Genomic DNA, 16,756 nt, shown 5'->3' on the forward strand with positions numbered 1-16,756 from the left:
TTCCCCGTTCAGGCGTCTGGGGAAAAGGTTGTGGCGGACTCGGCCGCGGACAAGGCCCGGCTGTGGCCGGCGTCAGGTTTGGGGGCGGCTTTGGAGGCGGGATCGGCGGCGGCTTCCTCGAACAGCCAGTCGCGGAACGCCTTCACCTTCGGGCGCGAGAAGTAATGGGGCGGGGCGGCCACGTAATAGGCGTAGTTGCCCGGCAGATGGACGTCGAACAGCCGGACCAGCCGCCCGGCGGCCACGTCGTCCGCCACCAGGACGCCGCGGGCCAGCGCGACGCCGCCGCCCTCGGCTGCGACCTGGAGCAGCAGCGCCGAATCGTCGAAGCGCGGGCCGCGGGCGTGGTCCAGCCCTTCGATTCCCGCGGCCTCTCCCCAGGTGCCCCAGGTGATGAAATAGTCATCGTGGAGCAGCGTGTGGTGGCGCAGATCCTCCGGACAGCACAGCGGGCGGGGGCCGTTGAGAAGCGACGGGCTGCACACCGGGTAGATGTCCTCGGTCATCAGCCGCTCGCACCGCAGGCCGGGCCAGTTGCCGGCGCCGAAGCGGATGCCGATGTCCACGTCCTGCTGGGTGAAATCCACGAGCTGCGGGGTGGTGTGCAGCCGCACCTCCAGCTCGGGATGGCGGGCCTGGAAGCGGCCGAGCCGCATGACCAGCCACTTCGCGGCGAAGCTGGGCATGGTGGAGATGGTCAGCGCGCCGGACCCGTCCATGCGGAACAGCCGCTCCGTGGCGTGCGACAGCGTGTCGAGCGCATCGCGCACCGGCGGCAGATAGGATTGCCCGGTCTCGGTCAGGATCAGCGCGCGGTTCATCCGGCGGAACAGCGGCATGCCCAGCCATTCCTCCAGCCCCTTGATCTGGTGGCTGACGGCGGCCTGGGTGACGTGAAGCTCCTCGGCCGCCTTGGTGAAGGACAGGTGCCGGGCGGCGGATTCGAAGGCGCGCAGGGCGTTCAGCGGCGGCAGGCGGCGGGCCATGGAGCGACTCCGGGAAGCGAACTTCGGATTAGTTTTCCTAATCCAAACTATGAGAAAGCGTCGTTTGTGCGCAAGGACCGGGTGGCCCATCCTCCAGTCACGGAACACAGTCCGGAACGTCGGGCGACACGCACCGACAACGACCGGACACAAGAGGAGACGCGGTCATGGCCCAGAGCATGAATGACGGCATGAACGGCAGCATGAACACCCGCACCGACGCGCAGGACCGGCCCGGGCAGGGCATTGGTGGTGCGGTGGTCGCCCTGTTCGACACGGTGGCGACCTGGAACGAGCGGCGGCGCCAGCGGCGTGCGCTGGAGGCTTTGCCCGACCATCTGTTGCAGGACATCGGCCTGTCCCGCGCCGACGCGGTGACCGAGGCCGACAAGCCCTTCTGGCAGGGCTGACGGAATCTTATCGAGGAAACGGACGGGAGCGGGCCGATGAGCGACGGCGGAGATCTGACGGGCGGTTGTCTGTGTGGTGGCGTGCGGTACAGGGCGACCGAGCGGCCCATGGGGGTGGTGAACTGCCACTGCGGCCAATGCCGGCGCTTCCACGGCCATTTCGGAGCCTACATCACCATTCCGCGCGAGACGGTCGTCATCGAGGCGCAGGACACCCTGTCCTGGTACCGTTCCTCGGCGAAGGCGCAGCGGGGTTTCTGCTCGCGCTGCGGTTCGTCGCTGTTCTGGAGTGGCGACGAGGGCGCGTTGCTCGACATCGCCGCCGGCACGCTGGACCAGCCGACCAGCCTGACGACGCTGCGGCATATCTATGCGGCGGACAAGGGGGACTATTACACCCTCGACGATGGGTTGGAGCGGTTCCCCCAGGGTGCGCCGGAACCGCCGTGAAGCGTTCGGCAGATCGTCGGCACGCAAGGCGCCCTGCGGTGGAACGCTCTTCCACCGCAGGGCGCCCGCAGGTTCGGCAATCAGGCTCCGAAGCCGAGAAGCGCGGACAGATCATACGTTGAGCTGCCAACCCTGAGGTATTCGACTTCGGAAATACCCGAGGGCGTTCCAGAGTTGTTAAAATATCTGTGAATGATAACCCCGTTATCATTCACAGAATCGGCGGCGTCAGTGGCTGTCATAATGTACAGATCGACGTTGCTAACTTGGAAAAACTGAAGATCGTAGATTGACGAGTCTCCTGAAAATATTAGGAGATCCTGTGTTCCTGGGCTATAATTGTCGGTGTCATAAATATAAGAGACGCCCCCCAGGTTGGCGTTGTGAAGATAGACGTCATTCCCTTCCCCGCCGTACAGGTAATCCGCTGTACCCGCCGGGGCGCCGCCTCCGATCAGGGTGTCGTTTCCAAAGCTGCCGTAGATAGTATCCGATCCGGCCTCACCCCACAATTCATCGTTGCCATAATCGCCATCAAGGCGATCGTTGCCGTTGGCACCGTACATGGTATCATTGCCACTTCCCCCGAACAGGTTATCGTGACCGTTTCCACCATCGATTACATCGCTGTATGGCGTGCCAGCGATTGTATCGTCTCCATCAAAACCGTCAATATAGCACGCCTCGTTGGGCGGCGAGGGCCATCAATAGCCAGGGTAAAGATCGTTTCCATTCGATAAGGGGACGTGAATCATTTTCATTCCTTTGTGTACTGGCGGTCTGTTATTTTCCACCTTTAGGTGGAGATTATGTTTTACCAAAAAACTTGGCCTCGTAAACTAAAATAAAAATAGATATTTTAGTTTATTAGCTATCTAATAAAATTGCATTATTCTTGGAAAGTTAAAAGCGGTGACGTCGCCAGAGGATGTGCCCTGGCGACGCTGTTCATGATTCTGGTTTTGTTAATTCATGCAGTGGTGAGTGAATGCGGTAATGACCTGGCGTGTGCTATAGATACTTGTATATGGTTTCGAGTATTTTTGAGGCGTTGGCTTTGGCATAAGCATCCGTGTTGTTGGTTAAGACCATGCCAAAGACCCCAGCGTCGCCGCCGTTCTTGCCACTTGTGAGGGCGTAGGCATTGGCCGCACTGCCCGGATTCCAGCCGCCCACCGTGTCCAACTGCTTGCCAAGCGCCGAGTTCCTGATTTTGGACAGAGCACTTTGAGCATTCGTGCTTCCATCTTTCAAATCGACCGGAGAGCTGTTTACGCTGGGCTTCATGCTGCCATCAAACAGGATGCGAAGATTTCCGCCACTTTCCGCGCCCTTCTTCGTGAAAACGATATCGAACATGCCGGTGGACCCGCCGCTTTTATCAGTCCACATGCTTTCACCCGTCGTATGCAGCATTTTGGCTACGGCCGGCGGCATTTCCGGTTCGATCAGTCCGTTCTTTTCCGCCAGATTCTTTATGGCGGTCAGCGCGGCTCCGCCCGCCGCCCAACTGTTCCCGTCTGCGCTCAAACCGAAGGTCTGGTCGACGAGGCTGCGCACCTTCCCCCGGTACTCGGTGTGCTTTTCCCGCCACTCGGCATGGGCCGCCAACGCTTCGGGTGTGAAGAGTTCCGCATCCGCGTTCAGTCCCGGTACATTCTTTGCTGCCGTCGCGGCTTGAGCCAGCGAGTCGGCGGTCACGGAAAACTTGGTCGCGCCGTTCATCTTGAACTGCGCTTCGACAGAGAGGCTGACCGTGTCAAGAGGCCCGGAGGCTGGCGCTCCCGTCAGTGGCGGCGTGGCCGAGGGCGAAGGGCTTGCAACCGGGGCGGTTCCTGAGCTTTTCCCCGTGTTCATCTGTGGAGTGGGCTGGGTGTATCCCGATGTGGCGTTGATGCTCATGGTTACCCCGATCGCTAACAATATCTACCAAAAGTAGAATTGTGCGAAATTCCCAACGAATCGTTAACGGCGGAAAATTATTTGATTAGATATCTAATCGTTAGAATGCATATTATTGTAATTCCCAACAACATTTTTCAAATTTCTTTTATGAAATCAAGTAATATCTAAATATAACTATCTTTTTCTATGCATATTATTGTATAATTTAGACATACAAAATATAGACAGAACGCACTGATGGTGTTCTGTTCTGCGTGATTTCTTGAAGTGATCAGTGCGCCTCATCTGTAATGATGGCGCTGCAAAGGATTGGATGTCTGGAAATCAACCGTCAGCCCGCCAGGGCGACGACCAGCGGCAGCGTGGCGGCGGAGGCGAGCGTCTGAATGGTGATGATGCCGGCGATCAGGACATGGTCGCCGCCCATCTGCCGGGCCAGGACATAGGAGCTGGCCGAGCAGGGCAGGGCGTTGAACAGCACCGCGACGGTCAGCGGCAGGCCGTCCACCCCCAGCCACAGCCCGGCGAGCGCCGTCGCGGCGGGGACCAGCAGCAGCTTCAGGACGCTGGACAGCGCCACGCCGAGTCCGGCGCCGCGCGCGGCGGCGAGGTCCAGCCCAGCGCCGACCGAGAGCAGCCCCATGGGCAGGGCGGCCCGCGCCAGGATGCCCACCACGTCCCCGACCACTGGAATGCGGCCGACCCCGCTGAGGTTCAGGGCGGCGCCGACGGCGACGGCGATGATGATCGGGTTGCGCAGGATGCCGGAGACGACCGCGCCGACGCCGCTGCGCTGCGCTGCTCCGTCCGCCACGCGCCCATAGCGCACCATCGCCGTGACGCAGAGGAGGTTGACCAGCGGCACCACCACGGCGATGCCCACCGCCGTCAGCGTCAGCCCGGCGGACCCGTAGAGCGCGGCGGCCCCCGCCAGCCCCACATAGGTGTTGGGCCGGATGGCCCCCTGGAAGACCGAGGTGAAGGCCGGACCGTCCAGCCCGATCGGGCGTCGGATGGCGATCGCCAGGGCGGCCCCGGCGAAAATGCCCGCCGCCATCGTTCCGCCCATGGGACCCATGGACAGAGCGCGCAAGTCGGTTCGCGTCAGCTCGTCCACGATCAGGCAGGGAAAGAACAGCAAATAGGTCAGACGGTCGAGCGACGGCCAGGCAGTCTCGGGGATCACGGCGCGGCGGCGCAATCCCTGTCCGAACAGGATCAGCAGGAAGATCGGGGCCAGCGCTCCGGCGATGGGCAGCATGGCGCCGTCAGGCGTCCCCGTTGTCGCCGCCGCCGCTGTGGCCGCCGCCGCTGTCGCCGCCAATGTCGTTGTCGTACTCGTCGCGTTCCCGCTGTTCCCGCTCCATCCGCCGGATGTGGGCCAGCGCGTCCAGCGCGCCTTGCAGGATGTAGGCGGCGGCCATCTTGTCCACCACCTCGTCCCGGCGCTTGCGGGTCATGTCGGCCTCGCCGATCATGAAACGCTCGACGGCGGAGGTCGACAGCCGCTCGTCCCAGAAGGCGATCTCGGCGTCCCAGCCCAGCAGGTCGGACCGTTCCATCAGATTTTTGGCGAAGGCGCGGGTGGATTCGGCGCGCGGCCCCTCCGACCCGTCCATGTTCAGCGGCAACCCGATCACCAGCCCGCCGATCCCGTAGTCGCGCAGCGTCCGCGACAGCTCGCGGGCGTCCTGCGTGAATTTCGTGCGCTTCAGCGTGCCGATCGGCGAGGCGACGACGAAGTTCGGGTCGGACACGGCCATGCCGACGGTCTTGGTGCCGACGTCGAGGCCAAGCAGGCGCTGGCCCCGGCCCAAACGGGCGGCCAGTTCGGGAAGCGTGTGGATCATGCCGCGAACCATAGAAGCCGCAAGCCTGAACGGCAAGCCCGGCGGCGCAGGGAGCAGGGCGCCTCAGGCGCTGCGGATGCGCTGAACGAACTCGTCCACCGACCGGCGCATGGCCTGGGCGTGGTCGCCCAGGCTGTTGGCCGCCTCCAGCACATCCGCCGCAGCCTGCCCGGCCGCGCGGGAAGCGTCGTTCACCTCCAGAATGCTGCGCGAAGCGTCGGCGGTGCCCTGGGCGGCCTGCTGAACGTTGCGCGAAATCGCCCCGGTCGCCGTGGACTGGCGCTCCACGGCCAGGGCGATGGCCCCGGCGATGTCGTTCACCTGCCGCACCGTGTCGGCAATGTCGCGGATCGCCGCCACGGCGTCGTGGGTCTCCTTCTGGATCGCCTGGATCTGGGCGGCGATCTCCTCGGTGGCGCGCGCGGTCTGGTTGGCGAGGCCCTTCACCTCGTTGGCGACGACGGCAAAGCCCTTGCCCGCCTCGCCGGCGCGGGCGGCCTCGATGGTGGCGTTCAACGCCAGCAGGTTGGTCTGCGAGGCGATCTGCTGGATGAGCTGAACCACGCTGCCGATGCGCTCCGCCGTGCCGGACAGGCTTTCCACTGTGGCGTTGGTGCGTTGCGTCTCCTCAAGCGCGGCCCGGCTGGTGCGCGCGGCGCTGTCGACCTGTTGGGCGATCTCGGCGATGGAGCCGCTCAACTCCTCGGTGGCGGAGGCGACGGTCTGGACGTTGCCCGACGCATCCTCCGTCACCGTGGCGACGGAGGATGCCTGACGCGTCGTCCGTTCGGCGCTGGCCGTCATGCTGCGCGCGCTGCCCTGAAGCTGTCCCGCCGCCGCCGCGACCGCGCTGACCAAGTCCTGGACGCCGGTCCGGAAGGAGTCCGCCAATTCGTTCATCAGCCGCCGCTTTTCCGCCGCGGCGCGTTGGTCGGCCTGCCGGGCTTCCTCCTCCATGGCGCGGTTGCGCTGGAGGCTGTCCTTGAAGACCAGCATGGCGCCGGCCATCGCGCCGATCTCGTCGCGCCGGTTCTGTGCGGGAATGGCGATGGTGAGATCGCCATCGGCCAGCCGGCGCATGGCCTCCGTCATGGCGCGCACCGGCCCGGCCACCGCGCGGGTGGTCAGCAGCGCGGTCAGCAGCAGGATCGCCGTCATCGCCAGCGAGATCGACACCCCGATCACGCCGTAACGCCGGGCGGTGTCGTCATACTCCTCATCGGCCTCCCTGGCCTCGCGGGCGGTGGAAGCCTTGATCTTCTCGTACAGGTCGGACATGGCGGCCAACTCGCCGTCGATCCGGTCGTCCATGGCGCGGGTCCGCGCGTCGGCGGGGCCGCTGCGCAGGATGGGCAGCATCTCCTTCTCGAAGATGTCCACGGCGGCCGTGAAATGTCGTTCCGCCTTCTCCGCCCAAGCGCGCTCGTCCGGCGTGTCCATCACCGCGGCGGTCTTGCGGATGTAGAGTTCGGCGTTCTGGCGGACGGTCTTCCACTGCTCGCCGTGTCGTGGGCCATAGCCGTTGATTTGCGCGTCGGCCACGATCTTGTAGAGGCGCCCGTCGTAGCCGGCGAGTTCGGTCAGCGTCGTGGCGTCGGCGACCCGCCGCATCCCCTCCTGCTGAAGGTCGCTCAGCTGCGTCATGGCGATGTTGTTGAACAGGGCGACGGCGGCGAAACCCGCCACGCCGATGCCGAAGCCAAGGAAAAGGCGTTTCGCCAGCGTCAGTGATGCCATCATTGGGAGCCTGTCGGGTTGGGTGCGATGAGATGGCTTCGGCGCGAATTCGATTCGTATGTTGGACAATCTAACAGGGAACCCGCCCCCGCGCCATGCGGCGTCGGTTCCGGAAACCTTTTGCCGCGCTTCCTCCTCGCGGCGCCTTCCCGCCGCTTGTCCGGGGCTGGGCCGCCGATGGAAGGGATATCCCTGAATCATTGCGGTAATAGAATTCGGGTGATAGCTTCCAAGCCGTTTTTCCAGACGTTTCGGAAGAGAGTGGAAGGCATGTCGCTCGACAAGGCCACCGTGGCCAAGATCGCGCATCTGGCCCGCATCAAGGTGCCGGACGATGAACTGGATCACCTGGCGGGTGAGCTGAGCCAAATCCTGACCTTCGTCGAACAATTGGGCGAGGTCGACACGCAGGACGTGCCGCCGATGACCAGCGTGGCCGCGCAGACGCTGCGCCGCCGCAAGGACGAGGTGACCGACGGCGGTTACCGCGACGCCGTCCTCTCCAACGGCCCGGAGACGGCCGAAGGCTTCTACGTCGTTCCGAAGGTGGTCGAGTGATGACCGGTCTTACGCATCTGACCATGGCGGCGGCCCTCGACGGCCTCGCCAAGAAGGAATTCACCGCGGTTGAGCTGACCGAGGCCCACGTCAAGGCGGTGGAGACGATCCGCCCCCTGAACGCCTTCATCACCGAGACGCCGGAACAGGCGCTGACGATGGCCAAGGCCTCCGACGCCCGCCGCGCCAAGGGCGAAGCGGGGCCGATGGAGGGTCTGCCCATCGCGGTGAAGGACCTGTTCTGCACCAAGGGCGTGCCGACCACCGCGGCCAGCCACATCCTCGACGGCTTCAAGCCGGAGTATGAGTCCACCGTCACCAGCAACCTGTGGCGCGACGGCGCCGTCATGCTGGGCAAGGTGAACCTGGACGAGTTCGCCATGGGCTCGGCCAACATCACCTCCCACCACGGCAACGTGATCAGCCCGTGGAGCCCGGGCGAGGTCGGCAACTGGTCGCGCCAGCTCGTTCCCGGCGGCTCGTCGGGCGGTTCCGCCGCGGCGGTCGCCGCGCGCGCCGCGCTGGGCGCCACCGGCACCGACACCGGCGGCTCGATCCGCCAGCCCGCCGCCTTCACCGGCATCGTCGGCATCAAGCCGACCTACGGGCGCTGCTCGCGCTGGGGCGTGGTCGCCTTCGCATCCTCGCTGGATCAGGCCGGTCCGATGACCCGCACAGTCGAGGACGCGGCGATCATGCTGCGCTCGATGTGCGGCTTCGACCCCAAGGACTCGACCTCGGTCGACATGGCGGTGCCGGACTTCCGCGCCGCCCTGACCGGCGACATCCGCGGCCTGAAGGTCGGCATTCCCAAGGAATACCGGGTGGAGGGCATGCCCGCCGAGATCGCCGCGATCTGGGACCAGGGCATCGCCTGGCTGAAGGAGGCCGGCGCCGAGCCGGTGGAGATCAGCCTGCCGCACACCAAGTACGCGCTGGCCACCTACTACATCGTCGCTCCGGCCGAGGCGTCGTCGAACCTCGCGCGCTACGACGGGCTGCGCTACGGCCTGCGGGTCGAGGGCGCCAGCCTGAAGGACATGTACGAGAACACCCGCGGCGCCGGCTTCGGCAAGGAGGTCCGCCGCCGCATCCTGATCGGCACCTACGTGCTGTCGGCTGGCTATTACGACGCCTACTACAACAAGGCCCGTCAGGTGCGCACGCGCATCAAGTGGGACTTCGACGAGGCGTTCAAGCAGTGCGACGTCATCCTGACGCCGACCGCGCCGAGCACCGCCTTCGCCATCGGCGAGAAGATGGACGATCCGATCCAGATGTACCTGAACGACGTGTTCACGGTCCCGGCCTCGCTGGCCGGCCTGCCGGGCATGTCGGTTCCGGCGGGCGTCGGGTCGGACGGGCTGCCGCTGGGGCTCCAGCTCCTGGGCCGGCCCTTCGATGAGGAGACCGTCCTGCGCGTCGGTCAGGTCATCGAGAAGGCCGCCGCCGTCACCGCCACCCCGCCGTTCATGGCCTGAGCCGGACGAGAGAAGAGACCGATGTCGTACATTCAGGGCGAAACGGGCGATTGGGAAATCGTGATCGGGCTGGAGGTCCACGCCCAGGTCATCTCGAACGCCAAGCTGTTCTCCGGCGCCGCCACCGCCTTCGGCGCGGAGCCGAACAGCCAGGTCAGCTTCGTCGACGCCGCCTTTCCCGGCATGCTGCCCGTCATCAACGAGCGTTGCATCGAGCAGGCGGTGCGCACCGGCCTGGGGCTGAAGGCGCAGATCAACCTGCACTCGGTGTTCGACCGCAAGAACTACTTCTACGCCGACCTGCCGCAGGGCTACCAGATCAGCCAGTATCTGCAGCCCATCGTCGGCAAGGGCGAGATCGTTCTGGACCTGCCGGACGGCTCCTCCCGCACGGTCGGCGTCACGCGCCTGCACCTGGAGCAGGACGCCGGCAAGTCGCTGCACGACCAGCACCCCGCCAAGACCTACATCGACCTGAACCGGTCGGGCGTGGCGCTGATGGAGATCGTGTCGGAGCCGGACATGCGCACCGCGGAGGAGGCCGGCGCCTATGTGCGCAAGCTGCGCTCCATCCTGCGCTACCTCGGCACCTGCGACGGCAACATGGAGGAAGGCTCCATGCGCTGCGACGTCAACGTGTCGGTGCGCAAGCCGGGCGCGCCCTTCGGCACGCGCTGTGAGATCAAGAACGTCAACTCGATCCGCTTCGTCATGCAGGCGATCGAGTATGAGGCGCGTCGCCAGATCGAGATCATCGAGGACGGCGGCAAGATCGACCAGGAGACGCGGCTGTGGGACACGACGAAATTCGTGACCCGCTCCATGCGCTCCAAGGAGGAGGCGCACGACTACCGCTACTTCCCCGATCCGGACCTGCTGCCGCTGGAGCTGGACGCGGAATGGGTGGAGGAGATCAAGCGCACCCTGCCGGAACTGCCGGACGACAAGAAGGCCCGCTTCATCGGCGAGTACAGACTGTCGCCCTACGACGCCGACGTGCTGGTGTCCGAGAAGGCCCGCGCCGACTTCTTCGAGGCCGTGGCCAAGGGCCGCGACCCGAAGCTGGCCGCCAACTGGGTCACCGGCGAGCTGTTCGGCTATCTGAACAAGGCCGGCAAGGAGATCGAGGAGAGCCCCGTTTCGGCGGAGAACCTCGGCGGCCTGATCGACCTGATCGCCGACAACACCATCTCCGGCCGAATCGCCAAGGAGGTGTTCGAGGCGATGTTCGAAACGGGTGAGAAGCCCGCCGACATCGTCGAGAAAAAGGGCCTGCGTCAGGTCACCGACACCGGGGCCATCGAGTCGTCCATCGACGCCGTGCTGGCCGCCAACGCCGACAAGGTGGCCGAGTTCCGGTCGGGCAAGGACAAGCTGTTCGGCTTCTTCGTCGGTCAGGTCATGAAGGCGACCCAGGGCAAGGCCAACCCGGCCCTGGTCAACGAAATCCTGATGACCAAGCTGAAGGGCTGATCGGAAATGGTTGTGACGCCATGCCATGGGATGGTGCGGCGTCATAACCGTTGATTTTGTTCTCCCGTCGGTTTCAATTGGGACCGGCGGGAGGCCCAATGATTGCAGATTCGCTGACGGTGGCGCTGCTTGCGCTGTTCGCCGGTCTCCTGGCCGGATTTCTCGCCGGCTTGCTGGCGGCGCAGCGCATGGGACCGCCCCCCCCGGCGGAGGCCCCCTCAAACGTCTCCGGGGCGACGGAGGAGCGGTTGCGCGCCATCCTGGACACCGCTCCCATCGGTGTCCTCATCAACACGCGCGACGGGGACAATCTCTACCACAGCCCCAGCGCCGCCACCTGTTTCAAAGTCAGCGGCGAGCAGCTCCAGCGCGACGGCATGTGGCCGCTCTATCATGACCCGCGGGACCGCCGGGCGGCCATCGATCGCCTTTACGTCGAAGGCATCTTTGATGGGCAGGAAGTTCTGCTGCGCCGTGGCGACGGCGAAACCTGCATGGGTTCGCTGAGTTCAACCGTCATCGACTTCGAAGGGCGGCGCTGCCACATCAGCTGGTTCTACGATCTGACGGAGCAGAAGAAGGCAGACGCGGTTCGCCGCGATCTGGCGGACCGCCTGGAAATGGCGTTGGACGCCACCGGTGCGGCGGTGTGGGACACCGACATCCAGCGGGGGACCTGCTGGTGGTCCGACAGCTTTCCGCGCATGCTGGGCTACGCCGAGCCGCCGGAGATGCCCGCCGACTTTTGGGAGTTGCGTCTGCATCCCGACGACCGGCGGCGCGTGCTGACCACCATCGATTCCCACCTGCGGGGCGAGACGGCGGCCTACGCTTATGATTACCGGCTGCGCCGCGCGGATGGGGGCTGGATGTGGATCGCGGCCCAGGGGCGGGCGATCCGCGACGCCTCCGGTCGGGCGGTGCGCTACGTCGGCATCATGACCGACATCACCGAGCGCCGCCGCCAGGAGGAGGAGGTCCGCGCCGGCAAGGAACGGCTGCTGCGCATCCTGGAGGCCAGCCCGATCGCCGTGAACATCACGCGCCGCGACGGTCTGCTGGTGTTCTGCAACACGCAGTCGGAGATCATCCTGGGCCGGTCGCGCGACGATCTGCTGCCGATGCCCGCCGAGCGGCTGTACGCCGATCCGGCGGACCGCCAGGCCCTGATCGACCGGTTCGAACGGGAAGGCCCGTTCCGCGACGCCGAGGTGCGCTTCCGCAAGCCGGACGGAACGATCGTTTGGGTGCTGTCGAGCTGGGGGGAGATCGAGATGGACGGGGAGCCGGCGCTGCTGACCTGGCTCTACGACATCAACGACCGCAAGGCGGCGGAGGCCGCCATGGTTGCCGCCCGCGACGCGGCGGAGCGCGCTTTGGCCGACCTGCGCGCCGCCCAGGAGAGTCTGATCCAGGCGGAGGCGATGGCCTCGCTGGGGCAGCTGGTCGCCGGAGTCGCGCACGAGATCAACACACCCATCGGCATCGGCCTCACCGCCGCCAGCCACATCGCCGAACAGGCCCGCGACCTGCGTGTCCGTTTCGAATCGGGCACGCTGAAGAAAACCATCCTGGCCGAGCATCTCGACACGGTGACCGAAGCCGCCCGCCTGCTGGTGTCGAATATGAACCGGGCGGCGGCGCTGGTGCAAAGCTTCAAGCAGGTGGCGGTTGACCAGACCTCCGGCGAGCGGCGGTCCTTCGATCTGCGGATCTACATCGACGAGGTGCTGTTCTCTCTGCGGCCGCGCTTGAAACGCACGCGGGTGACGGTCGAGGTGGACTGTCCGGAGGGGCTGGAAATGGACAGCTTTCCCGGCGCGTTGAGCCAGGTGCTGACCAACCTCGTGATCAACGCGTTGATCCACGCCTATGGCGAGGAGCAGCGGGGAACCATCCGGATTGCGGTCCATCCGGACGGCGGCGAGCATATCGTCATCGATTTTTCCGACGACGGGGCCGGCATCCCCGAGGATCATCTGCAAAAGGTGTTCGAACCCTTCTTCACGACCAAGCGCGGCGAGGGGGGCTCGGGGCTTGGCCTGCACATCGTGCACAGCACGGTGACGGGTGTGCTGGGCGGTACGGTGGCGGTGCGGTCCGTGACCGGGCAGGGTACGGGCTTCACCCTGCGTCTGCCGCGCCGCATCGCGCGGGAGGCCGCGGCGCCAACGGCCCAGCCGCCTCAACCTGGATCGGTGTCGGGGCCGGTGGTGCCGGTCTGACGGACGCCGAGAGATTGCGTCAGGCGTGCAGATCCTGGAGCTGCAAATGCTTGGGCCGGCGGCCGCGCCGCTTGGGCGCCTCAAACGCGGCCGTGGCCCCGTTCTCGCCGCGAACCTCGGCCTTCAACTCCTGAACGCAACGCAACAGCAGCTCCTTCTCACGAAGGTCCTCGCGGTCGGTGATCTCCAGGCAGCTCAGCTTGATCTCGACCAGATCGATCAGCGTTTCGGCGCAGCGGCGTGACAAGCTCATGGCGTCCCCCTGACCAATGATTGCTATCGCGTTCTGGTGGTAAACTACCTGTGATTTTCTAAAAAGTACATAAAATTTTATATAGATTTCGTTCTTTTCTGGCTTGTTCCAAATTTTTGGCGACTAAGCGTTGACAGGCCCCATCCGGATCGTTAGAACGCACCCACGCCAGCGGCGCCACAGAGCGCCGACCCGGTAGGAGGGGTGGCCGAGAGGCTGAAGGCGGCGGTTTGCTAAACCGTTATAGGGGCTCAAACCCCTATCGTGGGTTCGAATCCCATCCCCTCCGCCATTTTCCTCAAATGCGATATATCCGGCATTTTCGGGCGGCGGCGAGGTGATGCCTTGCCTCTCAGTGTACCGGATTTGTGTACCCGATCAAGCGCTTGGCCGCGCCATGCAAGGCGCGTTCGGGTTGCGGCTGGACTCTCGCCAGCGGTCCTGCGGACGTCCCTCCGCCACTTTCGAATGAACCGTCGATAGGAGTTCTGTCGGAGCGCCTGTTCCTCGACGGTTGCCGAGCGATCCAGCGGACCGGCCGAAAACTTTGCTGGGGCGGAAACGACAATTCGCTGACGCCCGGCATTCTCCTGTCGTGAAAAGGGAGGGCCGCCAGCGACCCGAACGGCCGACCTACTCGCCCTGAGGCGTTCGTTCCGGGGGCTCGCTCGGTCGTGGGACAACGTTGGTGGCGACACGCCGGATGTGACTGGAAGCGCGAGCCGCAGGATCGGCCTCGGGAGCGGGGACGGCCGCCGGCTGGTAGGCCCGGTCGAGCCAGCGCTCGTGGGCCGTGCGCGCCTCGGGGCGGCTTCGCGTGAGCGCTTGGGTCAGAGCGCCGCATGCCTCCTCGGTCGTGCCGCTTCCGCCGCTCCGGCGCAGCAGAAGCCGAGCCGTCGCGACGAGATCCTGCCACGCCCGGCGCAGGCGCTCCTGAGCCTCTTCGACGCGGCTGGTGTCGTCGTTGCGGGCTTTCCACCAGTCCAGAAGGGCGCCGACGTAGGAGCCGAGTCGATCGGCGAGCACCAACTCGACGGAGGAGGGGGCTTCGCCGGCGGGTGCCGGCGGGCGCGATCCCCGCGCTGTCAGGTCCCGGATCCGGCGGGCGGCAGTCTTGGCCGCTTCAGCCTTGCGTCGGCGGCCTTCATCCAGCGACGGGACGGACGGCGGAGGCGGCACGCTGGGGCGCCGCTGGTCTCCCCATTCCGACCGATCGGGAGCCGGCGGTCGAATCGGCTGGTTCTGTGCGCTGTGCGAGGCGGGCGGGCGGGCCGAACCATGGTCTTGCGTCGGAACTGGGGCCAGCGATCGGCGTCGGACTCCCGTGTGGTCCCCATTCCGACCCGCGGGCGACACGCGACGATCACGCACCGGTGCGGGGCGGTTCTGGAGCGCGGCGCTGCTGGACGGCGGGCCGGCGGACGCCGACGCGGCCATTCGGGGAGCCTTGTCCTCCGCCAACGGCCTTGCCTGTCGGGGAACCGGTGCAGCGACGCGAACCGTTGCCTGCGTGCGGCTTGCGTCGTGCCCGCTTTCGTGCCGGTTCTCCGACGGCGGCGCCATGATGGCGGCGCCGGCCGGGGACACCGGCGGGAGCGTGACGGCGGACCGGACCGGCTCCGCCTGTGGGACGTCCTCTACCATCTCCCCGACGTCTTCGCCAACGCTCGGAGCGGCGGCGCTCGATGCCGTCAGCACCGAGGCGCCGGCACCCAGCCGGCAGACGATCGGCGCCAGAGACGGCCGCCTAGGGGACACGTTGTCGGGCTCGGTCGGCCAGTAGGAGTCCGCATCGTCGACCGGCGCCGGCGCGACGGGTTCCTTCCGCTCCGCCGGCGAGGTGACAAGGTGGGCGGCGAACCCGCCTGTCTCCTCGGAGGGCGACCGCACCCTCTCCGGGCCCGGACCCTTGCGCAGGCGGCCGCGAAGCTCCTCGACGGTCGGCAAGGCGTCAACGACGCCCTCGAGTTCCTTGCGCACCCGCGCCGCCGTCCAGGCGCCGCGCTCGCCGGCCGCCAGCAGGCGATGGAGCGCCCAGGCCTCGCCGGCGGCGTCGACCGCGAGCACTGCGTTGCGCCGATCGCCCCGGGCGAGGACGAAGCCGGCCTCGGCCAGGGCCGCGCGGCGCGCCTGCGGGCTGTCGGCGAGCTGCCACGCCGCGGCGGCGCACTCGGCGGCGGTCGCCTTGCGGGAGCCCGAGCGGCTCTCCTGCTGCGCCTCCGCTTCCGAGCGGCCGGCACGCGGACGCCGCCGTTCGGTCAGGCCGTGCAGTTGTCCGGCGTCGTCGCTGTAGCCGTGCTGCTCGAGGTAGGCCACGACGGCCCGATTGTGGGCCCCCTTCGTCAGGGGGTGTCCGAAGCGCAGTTCGCAGAGCCGCGCGACGACCTCGTTCGCCTGGAACGAGTGTCCGAGATGGACGGCTCTGCCGTCGGGGCGGATGCGCAGGTAGGCGCGGTGCCGGTGACTGGGCCGGCCGGAGTCCCCCGGCTTGGCGTGCTCGACCTCGATGTAGGGCTGCCCGAAGAGGCCATGCTGCTCCTCGTAGAGCCCCCAGGCATCGGCCCACTGATCGTTCGACAGGGGCTGGGCGGGCGAGATGGAGGCATGGACGAGGAAGTCGCGCGCCCGTGAGTTGGCGATCCGCCACTGCGCCTCGAACTGGCGCAGGGCGACATGGACGTCCAGCGCGACCACGCCGCGCCCGTCGATGATCGTCACGGCCTCGTTGGCGTCGGTACGGGTGAGGTGGGCGGAGAGCCAAGCCGCCTCGCCGCGCTGGGTTGTCTTGATGATCATGAGGGCCGCTTCCCCGACACCGCCGCGATGATACGTTCGGCCAGCTCCAGAACGGCCTTCTCGGCCTTCGCGTAGCCGTCCATGGCCGGCCTGACGGCGCCGGCGTTGCCCCGCGCCGCCAGTTGGTTGAGGAGCGTACGGACATGCCGAAGGTCGCTCTGCAGAGCGCCGAGGAGGGGGAGCGCCGCTTGAAGTTCCGGTGGTGCCGCAACCGCTCTGGCGCGGCGGACCTTCGGGATGGCCTGTCCTTGGGAGGACAGGGCAACGGCGCGCGCGAACTGGGCCGCCGACAGGTCGCGCTCCTCGCCGGCGCGCTGGAGCCGGTTGAACTCGTCCGCCGACACGCGGTAGCTGATCTGACAGGCTCTGGCGCGCTGCTCGCTCCCGCTGTCGACGCGGGAGGGGCGTCGGGGTGTCTTCGGCATCGCGGCCTCCTCGCGGGTGGGGTCCGGGGAGGCTGGCCTCTCCGGCGGGTGGGTCCACGGGAGGGCTGGCCCTCCCTGGCGGGGTCCACGGGGCGGAGCCCCTGGCCGGCCTGCGCGAGTTGGAGTCCCCTTGGGGCGAAAACCGCGCATGGCTGGCCGTCCGCCCCAAGGGGCGGGACGAGGGGGGAGATGGCGGCCGACGATGAA

Annotated in this window: 15 protein-coding genes, 1 tRNA gene and 1 pseudogene; 7 read left to right on the forward strand and 10 right to left on the reverse strand. The window is 66.4% G+C overall.

Going from position 1 to position 16,756, the window contains the following annotated elements:
* Positions 1–8 precede the first annotated feature (8 nt).
* Entirely contained in the window at positions 9–986 is a 978-nt protein-coding gene (locus JJL56_RS01020) for a transcriptional regulator GcvA (RefSeq protein ID WP_200483844.1), read from the reverse strand.
* Positions 987–1,153: 167 nt separating this feature from the next.
* Between JJL56_RS01020 and JJL56_RS01025 the strand changes: the two genes are divergently transcribed.
* Positions 1,154–1,396, forward strand: a complete 243-nt coding sequence (locus tag JJL56_RS01025; protein WP_145623921.1) for a DUF1127 domain-containing protein — start codon at positions 1,154–1,156, stop codon at positions 1,394–1,396.
* 36 nt (positions 1,397–1,432) lie between these two features.
* A complete protein-coding gene (locus JJL56_RS01030; RefSeq protein ID WP_145623919.1) occupies positions 1,433–1,846 on the forward strand; it encodes a GFA family protein in 414 nt (137 codons plus the stop codon).
* A gap of 80 nt (positions 1,847–1,926) precedes the next feature.
* Here JJL56_RS01030 and JJL56_RS01035 read toward each other — a convergent pair whose 3' ends face one another.
* The 6 genes and pseudogenes from JJL56_RS01035 to JJL56_RS01055 form a co-directional block, all read right to left on the reverse strand.
* The gene (locus JJL56_RS01035) at positions 1,927–2,412 is read right to left on the reverse strand and encodes a calcium-binding protein (RefSeq protein ID WP_200483845.1); all 486 of its coding nucleotides are present in this window, start codon (positions 2,410–2,412) and stop codon (positions 1,927–1,929) included.
* A gap of 9 nt (positions 2,413–2,421) precedes the next feature.
* Positions 2,422–2,520, reverse strand: a pseudogene (locus JJL56_RS34035) (calcium-binding protein); the annotation flags it as partial.
* Between the two features lie 337 nt (positions 2,521–2,857).
* Positions 2,858–3,748, reverse strand: a complete 891-nt coding sequence (locus JJL56_RS01040) for a hypothetical protein (protein WP_200483846.1) — start codon at positions 3,746–3,748, stop codon at positions 2,858–2,860.
* Positions 3,749–4,082: 334 nt separating this feature from the next.
* Entirely contained in the window at positions 4,083–5,012 is a 930-nt protein-coding gene (locus JJL56_RS01045) for an AEC family transporter (protein WP_200483847.1), read from the reverse strand.
* Positions 5,013–5,019: 7 nt separating this feature from the next.
* The gene (ruvX, locus tag JJL56_RS01050) at positions 5,020–5,601 is read right to left on the reverse strand and encodes a Holliday junction resolvase RuvX (RefSeq protein WP_200483848.1); all 582 of its coding nucleotides are present in this window, start codon (positions 5,599–5,601) and stop codon (positions 5,020–5,022) included.
* 63 nt (positions 5,602–5,664) lie between these two features.
* Positions 5,665–7,341 (reverse strand): methyl-accepting chemotaxis protein, encoded by a 1,677-nt coding sequence (locus tag JJL56_RS01055; protein WP_200483849.1) that lies wholly within the window; start codon positions 7,339–7,341, stop codon positions 5,665–5,667.
* Between the two features lie 267 nt (positions 7,342–7,608).
* On the opposite strand from JJL56_RS01055, the gene gatC reads away from it, so the two are divergent.
* The 4 genes from gatC (at position 7,609) to JJL56_RS01075 (ending at position 13,075) form a co-directional block, all read left to right on the forward strand.
* Positions 7,609–7,896, forward strand: coding sequence for an Asp-tRNA(Asn)/Glu-tRNA(Gln) amidotransferase subunit GatC (gatC, locus tag JJL56_RS01060; RefSeq protein WP_014198426.1), 288 nt, complete (start codon positions 7,609–7,611; stop codon positions 7,894–7,896).
* Positions 7,896–9,377, forward strand: coding sequence for an Asp-tRNA(Asn)/Glu-tRNA(Gln) amidotransferase subunit GatA (gatA, locus tag JJL56_RS01065; RefSeq protein WP_200483850.1), 1,482 nt, complete (start codon positions 7,896–7,898; stop codon positions 9,375–9,377). Before gatC ends, gatA begins: the two co-directional genes overlap by 1 nt.
* A 21-nt stretch (positions 9,378–9,398) precedes the next feature.
* Positions 9,399–10,850: an Asp-tRNA(Asn)/Glu-tRNA(Gln) amidotransferase subunit GatB gene (gatB, locus tag JJL56_RS01070; RefSeq protein ID WP_200483851.1), complete on the forward strand. Its 1,452-nt coding sequence runs from the start codon at positions 9,399–9,401 to the stop codon at positions 10,848–10,850.
* Between the two features lie 98 nt (positions 10,851–10,948).
* Positions 10,949–13,075, forward strand: coding sequence for a PAS domain S-box protein (locus tag JJL56_RS01075; RefSeq protein WP_200483852.1), 2,127 nt, complete (start codon positions 10,949–10,951; stop codon positions 13,073–13,075).
* Positions 13,076–13,094: 19 nt separating this feature from the next.
* On the opposite strand, the gene JJL56_RS01080 is transcribed toward JJL56_RS01075, so the two are convergent.
* Positions 13,095–13,328 carry a hypothetical protein gene (locus JJL56_RS01080; protein WP_200483853.1) on the reverse strand — a complete coding sequence of 78 codons (234 nt, stop codon included), beginning with the start codon at positions 13,326–13,328 and terminating at the stop codon, positions 13,095–13,097.
* A 198-nt stretch (positions 13,329–13,526) separates the two neighbouring features.
* On the opposite strand from JJL56_RS01080, the gene JJL56_RS01085 reads away from it, so the two are divergent.
* Positions 13,527–13,620: transfer RNA gene (locus JJL56_RS01085), tRNA-Ser, on the forward strand.
* Positions 13,621–13,961: 341 nt separating this feature from the next.
* Here JJL56_RS01085 and JJL56_RS01090 read toward each other — a convergent pair.
* Together JJL56_RS01090 and JJL56_RS01095 are read right to left on the reverse strand one after the other, a co-directional pair.
* On the reverse strand, positions 13,962–16,124 hold the full coding sequence (locus JJL56_RS01090; RefSeq protein ID WP_200483854.1) for a hypothetical protein: 2,163 nt from the start codon (positions 16,122–16,124) through the stop codon (positions 13,962–13,964).
* Positions 16,121–16,549: a hypothetical protein gene (locus tag JJL56_RS01095; protein ID WP_200483855.1), complete on the reverse strand. Its 429-nt coding sequence runs from the start codon at positions 16,547–16,549 to the stop codon at positions 16,121–16,123. Before JJL56_RS01095 ends, JJL56_RS01090 begins: the two co-directional genes overlap by 4 nt.
* Positions 16,550–16,756 lie beyond the last annotated feature (207 nt).

The organism is Azospirillum aestuarii (genome assembly GCF_016632405.1).
Lineage (GTDB): Bacteria > Pseudomonadota > Alphaproteobacteria > Azospirillales > Azospirillaceae > Azospirillum > Azospirillum aestuarii.

Coding starts and splice junctions, on each gene's coding strand:
- JJL56_RS01020 (WP_200483844.1), bottom strand. CDS start 986: ATGGCCCGCCGCCTGCCGCCGCTGAACGCCCTGCGCGCCTTCGAATCC.
- JJL56_RS01025 (WP_145623921.1), top strand. CDS start 1,154: ATGGCCCAGAGCATGAATGACGGCATGAACGGCAGCATGAACACCCGC.
- JJL56_RS01030 (WP_145623919.1), top strand. CDS start 1,433: ATGAGCGACGGCGGAGATCTGACGGGCGGTTGTCTGTGTGGTGGCGTG.
- JJL56_RS01035 (WP_200483845.1), bottom strand. CDS start 2,412: ATGTACGGTGCCAACGGCAACGATCGCCTTGATGGCGATTATGGCAAC.
- JJL56_RS01040 (WP_200483846.1), bottom strand. CDS start 3,748: ATGAGCATCAACGCCACATCGGGATACACCCAGCCCACTCCACAGATG.
- JJL56_RS01045 (WP_200483847.1), bottom strand. CDS start 5,012: ATGCTGCCCATCGCCGGAGCGCTGGCCCCGATCTTCCTGCTGATCCTG.
- ruvX (WP_200483848.1), bottom strand. CDS start 5,601: ATGATCCACACGCTTCCCGAACTGGCCGCCCGTTTGGGCCGGGGCCAG.
- JJL56_RS01055 (WP_200483849.1), bottom strand. CDS start 7,341: ATGATGGCATCACTGACGCTGGCGAAACGCCTTTTCCTTGGCTTCGGC.
- gatC (WP_014198426.1), top strand. CDS start 7,609: ATGTCGCTCGACAAGGCCACCGTGGCCAAGATCGCGCATCTGGCCCGC.
- gatA (WP_200483850.1), top strand. CDS start 7,896: ATGACCGGTCTTACGCATCTGACCATGGCGGCGGCCCTCGACGGCCTC.
- gatB (WP_200483851.1), top strand. CDS start 9,399: ATGTCGTACATTCAGGGCGAAACGGGCGATTGGGAAATCGTGATCGGG.
- JJL56_RS01075 (WP_200483852.1), top strand. CDS start 10,949: ATGATTGCAGATTCGCTGACGGTGGCGCTGCTTGCGCTGTTCGCCGGT.
- JJL56_RS01080 (WP_200483853.1), bottom strand. CDS start 13,328: ATGAGCTTGTCACGCCGCTGCGCCGAAACGCTGATCGATCTGGTCGAG.
- JJL56_RS01090 (WP_200483854.1), bottom strand. CDS start 16,124: ATGATCATCAAGACAACCCAGCGCGGCGAGGCGGCTTGGCTCTCCGCC.
- JJL56_RS01095 (WP_200483855.1), bottom strand. CDS start 16,549: ATGCCGAAGACACCCCGACGCCCCTCCCGCGTCGACAGCGGGAGCGAG.